An 18820-nucleotide genomic window follows, 5' to 3' on the forward strand; every position below is an offset into this window, starting at 1 on the left:
ATGAACCCCCACCCGTCGACCGAACCCGCGTCCGAGCCTGAGACCGGGGCCGCGCCCCACCCCGCGACCGGACGCGCGCACGCGACCGTCCCCGGGCAGGCGACCGGGCCCGCCACCGCCATCGAGGCCCCGGCCCCCGCCGAACCCCTCATCACCGCCCACCGGGCCCCGGCCCCCGCCGAACCCCTCACCACCGCCCACCAGGCCCCGGCCGCCCCCGAACCCCTCACCACCGCCCACGACGTCCCCGCCCCCGCCGAACCCCTCCTCGACCAGGTGTCGATCGCCCTCGTCGCCCCCGGCGCGGACCCGCGCTGGACCCTCACCGACCTCACCGACCTCACCGGGCCCGGCGGTCTGCGCGCCCTCGACGTCCACGCCCCCGGCGCCCCCGTCGAGATCCGGCTCTCCGTCCCCCTCGGCGACGCCACCGGCTACTGGCACCCCCAGGGCGGCTGGCGCCGCACCCTCGTCCCCGACTGGGCGGGCCGCACCACCACCTGCCTGGTCGACGGCCCCGCCGCGGGCAGCCTCTACGAGCACTCCGGCGCCACCCTCCTCACCTGGGCCGCCGCCGACCCCGTCACCGAGGCCACCGTCCGCTACGGGGTGTCCGAGGAGAACGACACCCATGTCGTCCACCTCCGCCTGCCCGCCGCCGACCGCCCCCACCGACTGCTCCTCGCGCCCCGCGCCCCGTCCGTCGCCGCCGCCCTGCGGCCCCTGCGCGCCCACTTCGCCGCCGCGCACCCGCCCATGCCCGTCCCCGAGGCCGCCCGCGTCCCCGTCTACTCCACCTGGTACGCCTTCAACCAGGACGTCACCGCCGAAGCCGTCGAGACCCAGGCCGCCCTCGCCGCCGGACTCGGCTGCGGCGCCCTGATCCTGGACGACGGCTGGCAGCGGTACGGCTCCGGCCGGGGCTACTCCGGCGTCGGCGACTGGACGCCCGACCCGGCCAAGTTCCCCGACCTCACCGCCCATGTGGCCCGCGTCCGGGAGCACGGCCTGCGCTACCTCCTGTGGGCCGCGCCCCTCCTCCTCGGCCCCGGCGCCGACTGCCACCCCCGCTGGGCCGCCGCCGCGCCCCGCCCCGCCACCGTCCCCGGCGCCCACGTCCTCGACCCGCGCCTCCCCGAGGTCCGCGCGCACGTCGTCGGACTGTGCGTCCGGCTGGTCGCGGAGCACGGACTCGACGGGCTCAAGCTCGACTTCCTCGACGAGGCCGCCGTCTACGCGGGCGACGGAGGCGGCGATGTCGGCCACGCCATGACCACGCTCCTGGCCGAACTGCGCGCGGCCCTCGAAGCCGTACGGCCCGATGTCCTGATCGAGCTGCGCCAGCCGTACACCGGACCCGGCATGGCCCCGTACGGGAACATGCTGCGGTCCTTCGACTGCCCCGCCGACGCCACCGCCAACCGGGTCCGCACCCTGGACACCGCGCTCCTCGCGGTCGGCGGCGCCGTCCACTCGGACATGCTCCTGTGGTCCGCCGACGCCCCGCCCGAGGCCGTCGCCCGGCAGCTGATCGGCGCCCTCCACTCCGTACCGCAGATCTCCGTCCGTCTGGACCGGGTGCCCGAGGCGCACCGCGAGACCGTACGGTTCTGGCTCGGCTGGTGGCGGGCGCACCGGGAGCTGATCCTCGACGGGGAGACCGAACCCGGCAGGCCGGACGACCTCTACCCGCTGGTCACCGCCGTCCGGGGCGAGGAGTGCCTGATCAGTGTGCACGGTGACCGGGTCGTCCCGCTCGACACCGCCACCCACCGGGTCTTCCACCTCGTCAACGGCACCGGCGGGGACCGGCTCGTGGTCGACGTCACCGGCGGCGGGGGTACGGTCTCGGCCCGGGTCCACGGACCCGACGGACGTATGATGGGCGACCGTCCGACGCCGCTGCCGGAGGGGCCGGGGCCGCTGAACGTCCCACGCGGCGGCCTGGTGTCGCTCACTCTCACGGAAGGACCGCGATGAAGGTCGGCATCACCGACCTCGCAGCCCACGCACAGGTCAGCGAGGCCACCGTCAGCCGGGTGATCAACCGGCGCCAGGGGGTGTCCCGCAAGACCCGCGAGGCCGTCGAGCGGGCCATGGTCGAGCTGGGGTACGAGCGGGCCACTCAGGGTCAACTGGTCGCGGTCGTCACCGAGTTCGTGTCGAACCCGTTCTTCGCGGACGTCGCCGAACGCATCGAGTCGGCCCTCGCCCCGCACGGCCTGAAGACCGTGCTCTGCCCGGTCTTCCCCGGTGGCGTACAGGAACTGGACTTCCTCACGGCGCTCGTCGACAAGGGCGTCGCCGCCGTCGTCTTCCTCTCCGCGTCCAACACCGTCGAGGGCGCCGACACCGAGAGCTACGAACTGCTGCGCCAGCGCCGGGTGCCGTACGTCGGTGTCAACGGCGAGTTCGCCGACGGGGTGCCCGTGCCCGTGTACTCCACGGACGACGCCCTCGCCGCCGAACTCGCCGTCGACCATCTGCACCGGCTCGGCCACCGCCGCATCGGCATGGCCTCGGGCCCGGCCGGGAACCGGCCCGCCGACCGGCGGGTGCGGGGCTTCGTCGAGTCGATGGCCCGCCGGGGCGTCACCGACGCCGAGCGCTGGGTGGTCCGCCAGTCCTACACCGTCGAGGGCGGTCAGGCGGCCTCCTCCGTCCTCGTCGCCCTGGGCGTCACCGCGATCGTCGCCGCCAGCGACTACATGGCGCTGGGCGCCGTCCGGGGGCTGCGGCGGCAGGGCCTGTCGGTGCCCGACGACGTCTCCGTGGTCGGCTACGACGGCACCTCGGTCACCGAGTTCACCGATCCCGCGCTCACCACGGTCCGCCAGCCGGCCGACCGCCTGGCCCTGGAGGTCGGCCGCTCGGTCCTGGCTCTGGTCAGCAACCGGGACGTGCCGACCGGGGAGCTCCTCTTCGACCCGGAGCTGGTGATCCGCGCGTCGACCGGCCCGGCGAAGGACTGACGAGGGGGCGGAGGTACGGGACCGTGCCCGCACGGGACGGGGTTTCCGTACCAGGGCCGTACGGGGCCGGGCTTCCGTACCCGGGTCGTACCGGACCGGGCGTACGGAGCCGGGGCCCGGGGGCTCCCCGCAGGTTCCGCCCCCACACCCGTCCGGCGGTGCGCGGACCCCCGTGCGCGGGAATTCCGGCCCCCGGATCGAACCTCTTTACGCACTCCACAGCCGCGTCGGCCATACTGCGGCCGTGGAGCAGCAGAGCACAGGACCCAGCACCCAGCCCCTGCCCGGCGCCTCGGCGGACCCGGGATTCATACCGGGCATCATGGCGGCGCCCGTCCCGGTGGTGACACCGAAGGCCGAGGAGGAACCGCCCGAGGACGCGCGCCCGGCAGCCGCCGACGCGCCCGCCGAGGCCGAATCCGAACCCGGCCCCGGACCCGGACCCGCCGACGCCGAGGCGGACACGGACGCGGACGAACCGGCCGAGGAGGAACCCGAGGACGCCGCCCCCGAGGCGGCCGACGGCCCCGTCTTCGAGGCGGCGGACCGGCGGGGCCGCATCGTCGCCGACGCCGACGGCGTCCGGCTGAGCTACGACGAGGAGGCGTGCGAGTTCCGCTGGGACGAGATCAACGCGGTCGAGTCGGAGACGAAGCGCTTCGGCCGCCGCTTCCTCGTCACCGTGCACACCCCCGGCCCCCGCTGGTACCCCATCGAGATCATCGCCCCGGACCGCAACCAGCTCCCCGTCTGGGAGAAGGAACTGGACGCGGCCCTGGACGCGTACTTCGAGGACGAGGCCGAGGACGGCGAGTAGCCGCCGGAATCCGTCAGACCGGGCCGCCCCCAGGAGGGGGCGGCCCTTCGGTTTCCCCCGGAGCCAGCCCGAGTGGCGGCCCGTTGCCGCCGTTGCGGCGACTGCGGGCGTTGGCCTCGGCGACGAGGGTGCTCAGCAGCTCCGCGCCGGTGAGGCGGTGGAGCTGCGCCGCCGTGACGTCCCACTCGCGGCCGCCGCCGAGGGGACGGAGCTGGAGGTAAGGGCCCTCGGAGCCCATGACACGGCCCACGCGGTTGCGGGCGGTGTCGAGGACGACCGCGTCCACGAGGGGCGGCCCGTCGCCTTCCTCCGTCACCGGGCGAGCCCGTTGAGGATCACGGTGGCGAGCGCGTGGGCGACCGGCGCGGAGCAGACCCCGAGATGAACGAGGGCGTACCGGGTCTCGCCCTCGCGGTCGTCCTGCCACGGGGTGCGGATGTCCATGGCGGGAAGCTGGACACCGGCCCGGCTGAGGGCGGCGGCGAGCGCGTCCCGCGCGTCCAGGGCCTCCTGGATCTTGAGGGAGGGGGTGTCCGGTTCGTCGGGGGTGAATACCATGGGTCGGCTCCTCGTGGGGGTCGATTACGCGGATTCCCGGACTCGCTGACAATGCGGTGAATTACGCTGCGTAGTCCGGATGTGACGAGGATGTGCCCGACTGTGCGGGGGCCGGACGTGGACGGGGAGCGTGCTTCCCCGGGCGTGCCGCCGGTTCCACACCTTCCACGGCCTGTCCCGTCCTCCGCCCGCGCGAGCGATTCGGAAGGAAGCACCATGCCGCAGCGACGAGTGGTCAGCGGTCGCAGCCAGGAGCCACGTCAGCGGTTCGCGGAGGAACTGCGCAGACTGCGGGTGGAGCGGAAGCTGAGCCTGCGGCAGCTCGGGGAACGGGTCGGCTGGGACTGGTCGCTCTTCGGCAAGATGGAGAAGGGCGAGACGATCAGCAGCCCGGACGTCGTCCGGGCCCTGGACACCTTCTACGGAACGCCGGAACTGCTGCTGGCCCTCTGGGAACTGGCGGCGGGGGACAAGTCGCAGTTCAAGGAACGCTACCGGCGGTACATGACGCTGGAGGCCGAGGCGGTGAGCCTGTGGCACTTCGCGGTGAGCGTGCTGCCGGGGCTGCTGCAGACGCCGGGGTACGCGCGGGAACTGCTGTCGCTGGGCGGGTTCAAAGGAAAGCAGCTGGAGCAGCAGGTCGAGGCGCGGATGGAGCGGCGGGAACTACTGGAGGGTGAGGACCCGCCTCCCTTCCGGACGATCCTGTCGGAGGTGGCCTTGCGGACGGCCTTGAGGGACGCGGCGGCGTGGCGGGAGCAGCTCAAGTACTTGTACGAGGTGGCCGAGCGGCCGAACGTGACGCTCCAAGTGCTGCCGCAAGAGGCGGGACTGCACGGCTTGTCGAGCACGGACGTCTGGTTCCTACGTCTGCCGGGCTGGCGCACCGTGGCATATACGGAGCACGGATACGGCGGCGAACTCTTCGAGGACAACGCTGTAGTGGAGCGTATGCAGCGTGCGTACGATGCGATGCGTGACCTGGCGCTTTCCCCTGCCGAGTCGCGGAAAACCGTCCTGTGCATGTTGGAGGAACTACCGTGCGATCCATCGACCTGAGCGCTGTGAACTGGCGCAAGAGCAGTTACAGCAACCAGGACGGTGGGGCGTGCGTCGAGATCTCCGACGACTTCACCCCCCTCGTCCCGGTACGGGACAGCAAGGTTCCGGGCGGCCCGGTGCTCGTGTTCCCGGTGGGTGACTGGTCGTCCTTCGTGACGGCTGTCAAGGCGGGGCGGCTGAACGGCTGAGTACGAGGCAGAGGCCCCGCGAACCATCGGGACCGCAGGTCTCGCTGGAAGGCGTCGGAGGTCCCGGGCAGGTCGCGGAGAACGGGTAAGGGGAACGACCACGGTGTGGCCGTTCCCCTTACCCTTCGCCGTCGTGTCGGCCGGTCAGCCGATGGCGCGGTTGGTGGTCCAGCCCACGTCGCTGGCCATGAAGCGGATGCCGTGCTCGGTCTGCTTGCCGGGGTAGAAGTACAGCTTGCCGTCGGAGGCGGCCGCCCAGATGTCGGGGACGGTGTCGCCGTTGGCGTCGGGGGTGCCCATGAGCATGGGCATGGAGGCCTTGTTCCAGCCACCGGTGCCGTAGACCTCGTCCTGGCCGGTCTTGGAGTTCGCGGCGATGGCGAGAGACGTGAGGTCGACTCCGCCGTTCGCGCCGGGCTTGCCGTGTCGCAGGAGCAGACCGCGTCCGGACTCCTCGGTGCGGAAGAGCAGGTCGGGCACGCCGTCCCCGCCGATGTCGGCGACGCTGACGAGGTCGCGTGCGGCCCAGGGGGCGCTGGTCAGCATGCGGGCTTCGGAGAAGGAGGCTCCGTTGTAGCCGGTGAAGGCCCAGAGCTGGTCGCCCGCGGTGGCGAACAGGTCGGGCAGGCCGTCACCGGTGACGTCACCGGTGGCGAGGATCTGGGTGTAGACGAAGGTGGAGGGAACGGGCGCGTTGGGAGGCAGAAGGATCTCACGGCGTTTGGTGATGTTGATGGCCCCGTAGCCGTCGCCGGGGTAGACCCACCACTTGCCGCCCACGCCCGCGATGACGTCCTGCAGGCCGTCGCCGCCGTAGAAGTCTCCGTTGTGGGTGATCAGCGCGCCGCTGAAGTAGCCCGAGGGCGGGCCGATGAGTTTGGGCAGCTTGTCCGTGCCGTTGGGATCCCTGGCGGGGTTCTCCTGGTACGCGCCGGACATGGAGTAGTCGATGTCACCGGTGGGCTTGAGGTTCTTGTCGGCCTGTGAGGGGTAGAGGCGGAGGTTGCCGCCCGCGGTGATGGTCAGCATGTCGGGGAGTCGGTCGCCGGTGAAGTCGCCTGCGGCGTCCGCCTGGTCCCGTGGCGTGATGTAGAAGAAGTACTTCGTGGGCTGGGAGTAGTTGTCGGCGCCGTCGACGGTTCTCACATAGAGCACGTTGGGACCGGCCGCGGGGGGCTTCACGTCGTCGAGGGTGGCGGGGACCGAGGTGGCGGTGCCGGCGGTGCGCTTCAGGACGTGGGGGTAGCTGCCGGCGTTGAAGCCGTACTCGTAGCGGACGACATCTGTCTCTAGAGCCCGGAAGGTGAAGGAGCCCGGGGTGCCGAACTTCTTCTTCGACCAGGTGGAGTCCTCGGGCGCGTTGCCGAAGGAGTTGTCGTTGTCCTCGCCGTCGGCGTCGGGGAAGTCGACGGAGCTGACCCTGGGAGGGCTGGGCTCGGCACTGTCGAAGACGAACCGGCAAGGAACCTTGGGCGTGTAGACGGACGAGGCACCGGCGGCGTCGATCGCCCGGACGTTCCACGAGTAGGTGACGTTGTTGGTCAGGGTACTGGTGGAGAAACCAGAGGTGGTGCGCTTGGCATCGCTGGTGTCCGCCCCGACGGAGACGGTTCCGGTGGACTTCAGCAGGTTGCCGGTGGTGGACCACTTGTTGGTGGGCCACAGGGCGAAGTTGAGGGAGGCGAGGTTCTTGTCCTTGTCGGTGGCGCGTGCGGTGAAGGCGATGCTGGAGGCGCCGACGCGGACGTAGGGAGGTGTGGTGGTGCACCTGGCGTCGGGGCTGAGGTCGTGGCCCGTCGGGGCCGTCGGGGGACTGTTGAAGGTCAGTTCGAGGACGGGGCCGTTGTCACCGTTGGCCGAGAACTTCTTCCAGGCGAACTGGCTCTTCTCGTCCCTGGCACGCATGCCGAAGGTGATCAGGTCCTTGCCCCTGTCGGCCGTCTTCTGCGCGGCGGCCCTCACGTCGAAGGTCTCGTAGTCGTCCCTGCAGCCCGTCTTGTATCCGTGGGCGAAGCTCCTTGGCGCGGCGGCCAGGTTCGCGTCGGTCAGGGCGGGGGCGTTCTTCCAGTTGGTCCGCCCGTTGATGGGACCGGTGAGGTGGACGGACATGGACCTCGGGCTGCAGGACCAGGAATAGGTCTCCAGCACCCGCAGGGTGGCCGTCTCGATCTTGGCGTCCTTCAGGTCCCTGCCGAAGGCGATGTTGAAGTACGAACGGGAGGTTCCCCAGGTGTCGGACTCGAACCCGACGCGGGCCTCGTGGGTACCGCCCTTGTTGAAGTCCTTGCCGTTGAAGAAGGTGGCGTTCGGATGACGGCTGTAGGCGGTCGTCCAGTCCTGGGTGTGCTTCTTCACCGTCGGGTCGATGAAGACCGGGAAGACCGTGGCCGGGTCGTTCAGGAAGTCCAGATCCGGCGTGAGAAGCCAGCTGTCTTCACCCAGGTCGCTCTCCACCACGTCGCCACGCGACTCGGGCGAGGGCCCGTTGAGCAGCGGCAGGCTCAACGTGGCCGCGGAGCCCGTCTGTGAGGGCGCCGGTAGGGGCTCGGCGGGGACCGTGGGCAGCGGGGCGCCGGTGAGCGTGGGAGCCGGCTCGTCCGTGGCGGTGGGCAGCACCTCGGCCTCGGGGTCGACGTTGTCGTCGGCCAGCCCCTCGGTGCTCGTGCTGGGGCTGGGTTCCGGAGCGGAGGTCGTGGTGACCGGCTCGACGGACTCGGGAGCGGTCGGCTGCGAGGACGCGCCGAGCTGACCGTCGGTGACGGCGGGAGCGCCACTGCTGTCCCACATCAGAGGGGTCGGCGACAGCGCCACCCCCTGGCCGTCGGCGTCCTCGGCCCCGACGATGCCCGACACCGGGTCGAGACGGAAGTTCAGCGTGGGCGAGGTCAGTCCGTACGTCAGCTGCGCGACGTGCGGGTCCGCCGCGGCCTGACGGTTCTTCAGGACGACGAGCTGGGCGAAGCCGTCGTCCTCTGCCGTCAGCACCAGGTCGGCGCCGGGGAAGATCTCCGGGTACAGCGCCCTCGATCCGTCGATGATCGGCGTGGGCACCGGCCCGGGCCAGGTCAGCTGGATGTCGTGGAGGTCCGGAACCTCCGCCGTGCCGCCGACGGTGAGCGTGACCAGCGGGGTTCCCGTACCGGCCTCGGTCTTGAAGCCCTTCACGAGGGCCTTGTGGTCCTTCACGAGGGAGACACGGCTCACCCGTGCGCGCGACGCCCGCTCGGAGCGCCCGGCCTCGCCGCCGGCGGAGAACACCACGCGGGTGTTGGTCGCCGCGGGTGCCCAGCCTCGGTCCGTCCGCCGCAGTGTCGTGTCGATCGCCTTCCACTCCTGGCCGACCTTGGCCCGGATCGGCGAGGCGTAGAGCTTCTTCGTCATCCGCCCGTCCGGACGGGCCCACGTCGTCGAACGGGTCGTCCGCAGCGCCGTGACCTCCACCGGCTCACCGGTCTCGCGTGCCAGCGACACCGCGCGCGCCTGGCTCACCGTCCGAGGCGCGTTCCCGCCGCTCTGCCCCGCCTCCGGGGCGAGGGCTCCGTCAACGGGGGAGGAGGTGTGGAGGCTCGCGTAGGTGATGCCGCCCGCGGCGAGTGCCGCCGCGATCACCGCGGCGCCCAGGCGCCGGGCCGCGGGCTGCTGCCATGTCTGTCTCATCAGGAGAGAACCCCTCACTTCCCAGGATCCGGGCTCTCAGGGCACCGGCTGAAACCACGAAGCCGGCCATGACGTCATAGCGGGTGGGTCCGGGACGGAGCACCTTTCGCGCAGGCACGGCTGGGCCAGCAGATGATGTCCCATCGACCGGACGCCGTCACCTGTCTTATGGGGGACCGGTTTCGCCCCTTGAGGCCGCTTCCTGTTCCTGGTGGTGGGAGAAACCGCCCTCGACGCACGGCGCACACACGTCGAGGGGCAGGGCGGAAGGGTGGAAATCGCCTGAAGCGGCTTCACAGGCGCGCCTTTTACGCACAAGACACATCAGTCGCGAATTTTGATGACCTTGGTGGCTTGGCCAACGGCTTTGCCGGTTCGATTCGCATACCGGCATCCTCGCCCGTGTCTGCGTGATTACGTTCCGTGATGATAATCACGGCGAGGATATATTCCCTGGCTTTCCTTCACGGCCTGCCCACAGAATCTGCCGAATCTGAAGTGAAATCACCTGCGGTCCGTCTCCGGTTCCCGCTTCAAGTGGTCCGGAGGGTCCCCTTGTTCGCTCGTCATTCCCGTCACCGGGCCCGCCGCGCCGTCATACCCGCGCTCGGCGCGGCACTGTTGCTGGGACTCATGCCGGCCGAGTCCCTGGCCATGCCACCCGACCCGGCGAACATCGAGACCGGCCGGGAGACCCTCGCCGACACCGAGCCCCTCGACCTTGAGGCGATCGAGGTCGAGAAGCCCCTCGACGGCCGGACGTTCGAGCAGGGTCTCGATTCGCTCAAGGTCCAGGTGCCCACCGATCTGGCGCAGGCGCCAGTGGGCACGGCGACGACCCCGGCTCCGGACACCGGGGCGCTCACCTTCGGCCCCACGGTCGGCCCCGCCTCGGCGACCTCCACCACGACAGCCGCGGAAAGCGACGGCCTCAAGCAGATCTCCGGCCTTCCCGTCCTGGCAGGGCCGGCGGAGGGTCGGCCCGCGCCCACCGGCACCTGGCAGTTCGGTGTCGTCGACCGCAGCGGCGAGACCGGCAAGGGCGTCGAGGAAGCGCTCAAGGTCGGGGCCCTCGTCACGGTCCAGGCCCCCGCCACCGGCTCCGTGCCCATCAACGTCGGCCTCAAGTACGACAAGTTCGAGAACCTCCACGGAGCCGACTGGGCCTCGCGCCTGCGGCTGGTGCAGTTCCCCGAGTGCTACCTCACCACGCCCCTCGAAGAGGCGTGCCAGGCGTACGAGGAACTTGAGACGGCCAACGACCCCGTCACCCACACCCTGACCGCAGTGGTCGACACCGCGGCCGACGGCACCGTCACGCCCGCCTCGTCCGCGGGCGCCCCCCAGTCCGGCCCGTCGATCATGCAGGCGTCCTACGCGACCGCCACCCCCGCAGCCGCGGGTGGCGACAAGGCGGTCGTCGGCGCGGTGGACTCCGGCGCGGGTCCCGGCGGCTCCTTCAAGGCCACCCCGCTCGCCTCCAGCGGCAAGTGGGGCGCGGGCGGTTCGTCCGGCGCGTTCACCTGGTCCTACCCGATGACCATGCCCGCCGCCCCGGCCGGCCCCGCACCGAGCATCACGCTCTCCTACAGCTCGCAGGCCGTCGACGGCAAGACCGCCGTCTCCTCGCCCCAGGCGTCCTGGATCGGCGAGGGCTGGGACTACAGCCCCGGCTTCATCGAACGCCGCTACCGCTCCTGCAAGGACGACACCCACAAGTTGGGCGACGAGCTCCCGAACAACACGGCCAAGGCCGACAAGACGAGCGACCTGTGCTGGGTGTCGTACAACGCCGTCATGTCCTTGGGCGGCAGCACCACCGAGCTCGTCCGTGACGCCCCCGCCACCAGCGACCCCGAGTCCGACGTCGAGATCTACCGTCCCCAGCGCGACGACGGCACCCGCATCGAGCACCGCCCCCGGAAGCTCGAAGGCAGTACCGCCAACGACGACGACAACGGCGAGTACTGGACCGTCACCACCACCGACGGCACCAAGTACCACTTCGGCCTGAACAAGGTGGGCGGCGGCCACGGCGACACCAACTCGGTCTCCACCGTCCCTGTCTTCGGCAACCACCCCGGCGAGCCCTGCCGCGCCGGCACGTTCGCCGCCTCGCGCTGTGGCGACGGCAAGCAGCAGGCGTGGCGCTGGGGCCTGGACAAGGTCGAGGACGTCCACGGCAACGTCATGATCGTCAACTGGAAGCAGGAGACGAACCACTACGCCGTCCGGGACAAGCGCAAGACCCCCGAGAAGTACGACCGCGCCGCCTACCCGGTGAGCATCGAGTACGGCATGCGCGCCTCCGACCTCACCAAGCCGTCCGCCACGGTCGAGTTCGGCGTCGAACAGCGCTGCCTGAGGTCCGTCGCCGCCTGCGCCGAGGCCAACTTCGCCAAGACCGGCGACCCCGGAGCGTACCGCCCCTGGTGGGACACGCCCGGATCCCTGAACTGCAAGAGCACGTCCAAGCTCTGCCCCGGATTCCCGTCCTTCTGGACCCAGCTGCGCCTCGACACCGTCACCACCAAGGCCGCCCGCGCCGGCCAGACCGGTCTGGGATACGTCGACGTCTACAAGTTGCACCAGTCCTTCCCGGAAGACTGGTACGACACCGCTCCCGGCCTCTGGCTCAACTCCCTCACCCGCACCGGCTACAGCCCCGGTGAGACTCCTGAGGGCGGTGGCGGCACCCGCCAGTCCGAGGACGGCGTCAGCTTCGCCCAGTACCAGGTCAAGCCGCACCACCCCCTCGCCTACCGCAAGGCGGAACCAGGAACGCCCCGCGAGCCCCACCTCCTCGACAAGCAGCTGCCGAACCTCGTCCCCACCGGCCCCCGCGACAAGCGCCCCGGCTTCACCCGGCCCCGTATCGGCATCGTCGCCACCGAAGCCGGTGGGGAGATCGAGGTCGAGTACACCGGCGGCTGCCAGACCGAGCCCACCACCGACGCGGGCAAGGCCAACGGCACCTGCTACCCGGTCCGCTGGTCCCCGGACGGTGAGGAGAAGAAGCCCGCCAAGGCCTGGTTCAACAAGTACGTCGTCGCCTCGGTCACCGAGAACGACAAAGTGGCGAACCTGTTCGGTGCTTCCATCAAGACCGAGTACACCTACTCCGGCCCCGCCTGGGCCCAGAGCGAGGACGAGTTCGTCCGCCCCGCCCTGCGTACCCACAGCGACTGGCGCGGCTACCGGCAGGTCACCGTCACCAAGGGCGGCACGTCCACGAAGACCGCGACCGCTCCGAAGTCGCTCTCCGTCACACGCTACTTCCTGGGTGCCGGAGGTGAGGTCAAGGACTCCATCGACGACACGGTCCTCCTCGCCGACGACGCACCGCAGTACGCCGGTATGACGGCCGAGACCCTCACGTACCTGAACTCCTTCAAGAAACCGGGGGAGTTCACCGCCCGCACCCGCACCTTCCCCGACACGGCCTTCAAGACCGCCGCACGCCCCCGGAAGGCCGAGGACGGCACCACGCTCCCCGATCTGGTCGCCTACCGCACCAGCGTCAAGAAGACCGACTCCATCCAGAAGATCGGTGAAACCAGCTGGCGAGGGGTGCGCAGCACCACCCTCGAACGCGATCCCACGTACAACCTCCCCACAGCGGTCGAGACGGTGGTCGTCACCCCGAAGACCAGCGGGGGAGAGACCCTCTCCGAACCCACCTGCACCAAGACGGCCTACGTCCACAACACCACCGCGTGGCTGATCGCACTGCCCACCACGGTCCGCACCACCGCCACCACCTGCGCCGGCCACGCCACGGCCAAACCGGCCACCGAACTCAAGAGCTCGGTCCGCACCCGCTACGACGGCCTCGCCCAGGGCGCCACCCCCACCAAGGGCCTGGTGACCGGCGTCGACACCATCGACGGAACCGGCACCGCCCACTCCGTCACCACGACCACCACCCACGACCCCCTCGGCCGCGTCCGCACCGTCACCAAGCCCGGAGCCGGTGAGGTGGAGGTCCAGTACCTCCCCGGCGGCGACAAGGGAGGCCCGGTCAACTCCACCAAGACCTTCAACGCCGCCGACCACGCGACCACCACGACCTTCGACGCCGGCCGCGCACTGCCCCTGACGGTCACCGACCCCAACGGCCGTGTCACCCGCACCGAGTACGACGACCTCGGCCGTCTCACCAAGGGCTGGTCCGCCTCCCGGTCGACCGGCACCCAGAGCCCCAGCGTCGAGATCGCCTACCAGCCCGCCACCGCTACGACCAAGGACACCCGCCCCGCGGCCGTCACCGTCAAGACGCTCAAGGACGACGGCACCTACGCCCGCCAGGTCACCCTCTACGACGGTCTGATGCGCCAGGTGCAGACCCAGTCCGAAGCCCACGGCCCTGGACGCATCGTCACCGACACCCACTACAACGACCACGGCCTGGTCTCCGAACAGACGGGCGGCTACCTCGTCAAGGACGAGCCGACAGCAGAACTGTTCCAGGTCAAGTCTCCGAGCATCGTCCCGAGCCGGGTCCTGACCACCTACGACGGCCTGGAGCGCCCGACCAGGCAGACCCCGTATCGCGGGAGGACGGCGCAGACGCCGACCACGACCACCTACGCGGCGGACACCAGCGTCACAGTCGACCCTGCCGGGGCCACGGTTCCCACCGTCACCACGGTCACCGACGCCCTCGGTCGTGTCACCGAGATCAAGCACCACACCGGCTCCGGCAACACCCGCACCACCAGCTACGCCTACGACCAGCGCGGCAACCGCGCAAAGGTCACCGACCCGGCCGGTAACGCCTGGACGTACATCCATGACGCACGGGGCCGGGTCACTTCCACCACCGACCCCGACACCGGCACCACCGAAACCACGTACGACAGCGCAGACCGCCCCGAGATCGTCAAGGACACTCTCAACCAGGCGACCCGTACCACCTATGACATCCTCGGCAGGATCACCGAGGTGGCCACGGGCAAAACGAGCTTCACCCCGGTCAAGAAGTTCACCTACGACGCAGAAGGAGCACTTGGCCTGCCCTACGAATCGAAGCGGATAACTGCCCTCGGTGACTACGTCGCCCGGGTGACAAATTACGACGCCGAGTACCGGCCGACCAGGCACGAAACCGTTATCCCTGAGAACGAAATGACCACGGGCCTCCACGGCACGTACACCTACGACTACACCTACACCCATACCGGCATGCCGCAGTCCGTCACCTTGCCGGCCAAGGGAGGCCTGGCAAAAGAGAAGGTCATCACTCGGTACAACGAAGATGGTTTGCCCGAATCCACCTCCGGGCTCGCCTGGTACACCTCCGACGCCACCTACTCGCCCTACGGCGAGGTCCTGCGCGCTGTCTCCAGTGCCCAGCCCTACCGCGTCTGGACGACCAACTTCATCGACGAACACACCGGCCGCCTCCAGCGCACGGTGACCGACCGGGAAACCGCTGGCCCCCATCGCCTGTCGGATACCGGATATAGCTACGACGCCTCCGGCCTGATGACCTCCAGCGCCCGGCAAACCGCCGAGACACCAACCCTCACGACCTGGGACAACCAGTGTTTCACCTATGACGCAATGGGTGAACTCGTCAACGCTTGGACCTCGAGCATCACGCCTGATGGTAAGGGGCGCGGCTGCAAGTCGGCCTCAGGAGCCGCGTGGGGCTACAGCAGTGTCGGAACTCCGTCCAACGGCCCCGTGGCTGATGCCGCCCACCAGGAGGGAATTGCGCCCGCAGGCCTCGCCAACACGGCACCCGCCACCGGCACTGTCGCCGTCGGCTCTGCAGTCACCGGCGCTGCCGCCTACCACCAGTCCTTCATTTATGACTGGCTCGGAAACCGAACCAGGAAGACCGATCACGATCCGGCTGGCGACACTTCCAAGAACACTGAATACGCATACGCCTACACCAGTGCCCAGCCTCACGCGCTGACCTCAGTGACTTCCCCTATCGCAGGCATGAGCAGCACCTACACTTATCACGAAACTGGTACCACCAAGACCCGTACCATTCTCGGCGGTACCAAGACTCAGGCCCTGCAGTGGACGCCCGAAGGGAAGCTCGATTCGAACACCGTAGGCAACGACAAGATCGTTTATGTCTACGACGCCGCAGGCAACCGCATCCTGGAGAAGACATCGACAGGCAGCACCCTGTACCTCGGCGAAACCGAACTTACGACCAACGGCGCCACCATTACCAGGGCATCCCGCTCTTACGCCCATACAGGCGCTCCGACCGTCACGCGAACCACCATGAACGGTTCCATCGCCGGTCACACGACCAGCGTTCTGATTGCTGACCATCTCGGCACAGCCAACACCTCTGTCCAAATCTCCACCGGCCAGGCCGTTAACCGCCGTTCCTTCAAGCCCTATGGCGAACTTCGCGGAACCAAGCCGACTGCCTGGCCCAACAAGCGGAGCTACCTAGGCGTTGGCATCGACGACACCGCCACCGGCCTCACTCATATCGGCGCCCGTGAGTATGACCAGAACACCGGCCGGTTCCTCTCCGCTGACCCCATCATCGACATGGCCGACCCGCTCCAAATGAATGGATACGCCTACAGTCATAACAGCCCCGTCTCGCGGAGTGATCCAACAGGTTTGATGGACGACGAGGCGTATCGCCTAGGAAACTCCAACTCGCCCACGCCGAATCCTGGTTGGGATAAGCCTCGCGCGGCGAGGCCCAATGTTCAAAATAAGGGACTGCAGGGCGTTCTCAAACAGATCTATGCGAAAGACGTGGCGAAATCCGTCAAGGGTGACGGAAAGCTGGCTACAGTTGTGATTTATGAGCTGAACAGAGGTGAGCGCCTGGAGGGTAAGGGTCAGTGGCATGTTCGGAAGGGCTGGGAAACGATGAAGGCCCTCGGGAAGGTTCTGGAGAGCGACAAGAAGGCGCGAGAAGGTCTTTTCAGGAGGCCGGGAGAGAATGATCTGCATCTGCTGTCGGATGTGGAGAGGGAATTGGCGAGGGCTGAAGCTGTCGAGTTGTGGAATGCTCTTAATGCGGATGACAAAACAGGTAATGTAGGGAAAGTTGTTGCTGCGGATCCTGAAATGAAAAGGGTGATGGTGGGTGCCAGGAATGACGTGTTGAAAATGGCATCCCTGACTGACATTACGGGACAGTTGTTCGAGAAGGTTCCGCACAAGCTTGATAAGCCCACGGGGAATCCGGAGAACTTGAGAGGATTCGGTAGGACGTTCGGTGTCGCAGGCGCAGGGGTCTCGGTACTCTCGTACCCTGCGGACGTTTGGAACTATGGATGGGAAGAGGCTTCCAAAGCTGCGGTTGACTCGCTCCTTGATCCCTTTGGGATGTACGACGATCTCAATAGCGGACGTGGCGTTCGATGTGACCTGTGGGGCGAGGGATGTCCAGCACCGGACATTGCCTGACCGAAGGGGAGTGGATTCCGGTGATCAGTTCTGATGACTTTCTCGTGCGTCTGGTGGAGGAGGTTCCCGAGGCGAAGGGGTTCGTGGAGGATAAGTACGAACTTCAGAAGGGTGAGGTGCCGCCGAGGGCGGGCACTGGGGTTGATCTTTATGAGAACCTCCTCGACATTTTGACCAGGTCAGTAATTCAGCCCGCCCTGTGTGAGGAGAATCTGAATGTCGATCTGCTAAGGCGATGCTTTCGTCTCGCAGAAGAGGTCTATAATTTCCCGGGAATGAGTTCGAAGGATGCTGTGTATTTCACGGTACTAGAGCCCCTGCTCGAGTCTCGTAGATATCTGACGGGTGCTGTTCCGTTCCTGGTGGGGAATATTCGGGTTCGTACTTCAAGGATGCTTGAGCAGTATGAGGTCGAAGGGTATGAGAGCGGTATTTCCCCTCTCTGATGCCTCATTCGTCAACGGGCTCAGCTTCTGATGGGGCCATCGACGGGATCTTCGCGTAGCCGGTCGGCGGAGCATGGCCTGCAGCCTGCCGCAGATCAAAGTCCCAGAAGTGCCGCCGTACCCCACTCTGACCGGCTGAATGCCAGGTTTGGGAAGGGTGCGGCGGCATCCTCGTATCAGATGTCCCGGAAGATCTCGATCTGCGCGCCGATCGAGTTCAGGCGCTCCGCCAGGTCCTCGTAGCCGCGGTTGATGACGTAGACGTTGCGCAGGACCGAGGTGCCCTCCGCCGCCATCATCGCGAGGAGGACGACCACCGCCGGGCGCAGGGCCGGGGGGCACATCATCTCGGCGGCGCGCCAGCGGGTGGGGCCCTCGACCAGGACGCGGTGGGGGTCCAGGAGCTGGAGGCGGCCGCCGAGGCGGTTGAGGTCCGTGAGGTAGATGGCGCGGTTGTCGTAGACCCAGTCGTGGATGAGGGTCTTGCCCTGTGCCGTGGCCGCGATGGCCGCGAAGAAGGGCACGTTGTCGATGTTCAGGCCGGGGAACGGCATCGGGTGGATCTTGTCGATCGGCGCCTCCAGCTTGGAGGGGCGGACCGTCAGGTCGACCAGGCGCGTACGTCCGTTGTCCGCCGCGTACTCCGGCGAGCGGTCGTGGTCGAGGCCCATCTCCTCCAGGACGGCCAGCTCGATCTCCATGAACTCGATCGGGACCCGGCGGATCGTCAGCTCCGACTCGGTGACGACGGCCGCGGCCAGCAGGCTCATCGCCTCGACCGGGTCCTCCGAGGGGGAGTAGTCGACGTCCACGTCGATCTGCGGCACCCCGTGCACGGTGAGCGTGGTGGTGCCGATGCCGTCCACCCGTACGCCCAGCGCCTCCAGGAAGAAGCACAGGTCCTGGACCATGTAGTTGGAGGAGGCGTTGCGGATGACGGTCGCGCCGTCGTGGCGGGCGGCGGCGAGCAGCGCGTTCTCGGTGACGGTGTCCCCGCGCTCGGTCAGCACGATCGGCCGGTCGGGGGAGACGGAACGCTCCACCTGGGCGTGGTAGATGCCCTCGGTGGCCGTGACGTCGAGACCGAAGCGGCGCAGCGCGATCATGTGCGGCTCGATCGTCCGCGTACCGAGGTCGCAGCCGCCCGCGTACGGCAGCTTGAAGCGGTCCATGCGGTGCAGCAGCGGGCCGAGGAACATGATGATCGAGCGGGTGCGGATCGCGGCCTCGGAGTCGATCGAGTCCATGTCCAGCTCGGCCGGGGGCACGATCTCCAGGTCGACGCCCTCGTTGATCCAGCGGGTGCGGACGCCGATGGAGTTCAGCACCTCAAGAAGCCGGAACACCTCCTCGATGCGGGCGACCCGGCGCAGCACCGTGCGGCCCCTGTTGAGGAGGGAGGCGCAGAGCAGCGCGACACAGGCGTTCTTGCTCGTCTTGACGTCGATGGAGCCGGAGAGCCGGCGGCGGCCCACGACCCTCAGGTGCATGGGGCCCGCGTAGCCCAGGGACACGATCTCGCTGTCGAGGGCCTCGCCGATCCGGGCGATCATCTCAAGGCTGATGTTCTGGTTGCCGCGCTCGATCCGGTTGACGGCGCTCTGGCTCGTGGCCAGTGCCTCGGCGAGCTGTGTCTGTGTCCAGCCACGGTGCTGACGGGCGTCACGGATGAGCTTGCCGATGCGTACGAGGTAGTCGTCTGCCATGGCGTCACGG

Annotated in this window: 11 protein-coding genes; 7 read left to right on the plus strand and 4 right to left on the minus strand. The window is 68.6% G+C overall.

The window, feature by feature from the left end; translation table 11 throughout:
- From ACIRQY_RS12620 to ACIRQY_RS12630, 3 genes are all read left to right on the plus strand, one after another.
- Complete coding sequence (locus tag ACIRQY_RS12620) at positions 1 to 1980, plus strand: alpha-galactosidase (protein ID WP_403924488.1); 1980 nt, start codon at positions 1 to 3, stop codon at positions 1978 to 1980.
- Complete coding sequence (locus ACIRQY_RS12625) at positions 1977 to 2972, plus strand: LacI family DNA-binding transcriptional regulator (RefSeq protein ID WP_403924491.1); 996 nt, start codon at positions 1977 to 1979, stop codon at positions 2970 to 2972. Before ACIRQY_RS12620 ends, ACIRQY_RS12625 begins: the two co-directional genes overlap by 4 nt.
- A gap of 244 nt (positions 2973 to 3216) precedes the next feature.
- Positions 3217 to 3789 carry a hypothetical protein gene (locus ACIRQY_RS12630; protein WP_403924494.1) on the plus strand — a complete coding sequence of 191 codons (573 nt, stop codon included), beginning with the start codon at positions 3217 to 3219 and terminating at the stop codon, positions 3787 to 3789.
- Positions 3790 to 3802: 13 nt separating this feature from the next.
- Here ACIRQY_RS12630 and ACIRQY_RS12635 read toward each other — a convergent pair whose 3' ends face one another.
- Both ACIRQY_RS12635 and ACIRQY_RS12640 read right to left on the minus strand, forming a co-directional pair.
- Entirely contained in the window at positions 3803 to 4105 is a 303-nt protein-coding gene (locus ACIRQY_RS12635) for a hypothetical protein (RefSeq protein WP_403924497.1), read from the minus strand.
- Positions 4102 to 4347, minus strand: a complete 246-nt coding sequence (locus ACIRQY_RS12640; RefSeq protein WP_403924500.1) for a hypothetical protein — start codon at positions 4345 to 4347, stop codon at positions 4102 to 4104. The genes ACIRQY_RS12635 and ACIRQY_RS12640 overlap by 4 nt, the downstream gene beginning before the upstream one ends.
- Before the next feature lie 216 nt (positions 4348 to 4563).
- Between ACIRQY_RS12640 and ACIRQY_RS12645 the strand changes: the two genes are divergently transcribed.
- Entirely contained in the window at positions 4564 to 5406 is an 843-nt protein-coding gene (locus ACIRQY_RS12645; RefSeq protein WP_403924503.1) for a helix-turn-helix domain-containing protein, read from the plus strand.
- Complete coding sequence (locus ACIRQY_RS12650) at positions 5388 to 5597, plus strand: DUF397 domain-containing protein (protein ID WP_403924506.1); 210 nt, start codon at positions 5388 to 5390, stop codon at positions 5595 to 5597. Before ACIRQY_RS12645 ends, ACIRQY_RS12650 begins: the two co-directional genes overlap by 19 nt.
- A 144-nt stretch (positions 5598 to 5741) precedes the next feature.
- Here ACIRQY_RS12650 and ACIRQY_RS12655 read toward each other — a convergent pair whose 3' ends face one another.
- Positions 5742 to 9254 carry an FG-GAP-like repeat-containing protein gene (locus tag ACIRQY_RS12655; RefSeq protein WP_403924509.1) on the minus strand — a complete coding sequence of 1171 codons (3513 nt, stop codon included), beginning with the start codon at positions 9252 to 9254 and terminating at the stop codon, positions 5742 to 5744.
- A 633-nt stretch (positions 9255 to 9887) separates the two neighbouring features.
- On the opposite strand from ACIRQY_RS12655, the gene ACIRQY_RS12660 reads away from it, so the two are divergent.
- Positions 9888 to 16658 (plus strand): RHS repeat domain-containing protein, encoded by a 6771-nt coding sequence (locus ACIRQY_RS12660; RefSeq protein WP_403924708.1) that lies wholly within the window; start codon positions 9888 to 9890, stop codon positions 16656 to 16658.
- 20 nt (positions 16659 to 16678) lie between these two features.
- A complete protein-coding gene (locus tag ACIRQY_RS12665; protein WP_403924512.1) occupies positions 16679 to 17104 on the plus strand; it encodes a hypothetical protein in 426 nt (141 codons plus the stop codon).
- A 176-nt stretch (positions 17105 to 17280) separates the two neighbouring features.
- Here ACIRQY_RS12665 and ACIRQY_RS12670 read toward each other — a convergent pair whose 3' ends face one another.
- The gene (locus ACIRQY_RS12670) at positions 17281 to 18810 is read right to left on the minus strand and encodes a UDP-N-acetylglucosamine 1-carboxyvinyltransferase (protein ID WP_351781474.1); all 1530 of its coding nucleotides are present in this window, start codon (positions 18808 to 18810) and stop codon (positions 17281 to 17283) included.
- Positions 18811 to 18820 lie beyond the last annotated feature (10 nt).

The organism is Streptomyces sp. NPDC101490 (assembly GCF_044767145.1).
Classification (GTDB): Bacteria; Actinomycetota; Actinomycetes; order Streptomycetales; family Streptomycetaceae; genus Streptomyces.

Coding starts and splice junctions, on each gene's coding strand:
- ACIRQY_RS12620 (WP_403924488.1), top strand. CDS start 1: ATGAACCCCCACCCGTCGACCGAACCCGCGTCCGAGCCTGAGACCGGG.
- ACIRQY_RS12625 (WP_403924491.1), top strand. CDS start 1,977: ATGAAGGTCGGCATCACCGACCTCGCAGCCCACGCACAGGTCAGCGAG.
- ACIRQY_RS12640 (WP_403924500.1), bottom strand. CDS start 4,347: ATGGTATTCACCCCCGACGAACCGGACACCCCCTCCCTCAAGATCCAG.
- ACIRQY_RS12645 (WP_403924503.1), top strand. CDS start 4,564: ATGCCGCAGCGACGAGTGGTCAGCGGTCGCAGCCAGGAGCCACGTCAG.
- ACIRQY_RS12655 (WP_403924509.1), bottom strand. CDS start 9,254: ATGAGACAGACATGGCAGCAGCCCGCGGCCCGGCGCCTGGGCGCCGCG.
- ACIRQY_RS12660 (WP_403924708.1), top strand. CDS start 9,888: ATGCCGGCCGAGTCCCTGGCCATGCCACCCGACCCGGCGAACATCGAG.
- ACIRQY_RS12670 (WP_351781474.1), bottom strand. CDS start 18,810: ATGGCAGACGACTACCTCGTACGCATCGGCAAGCTCATCCGTGACGCC.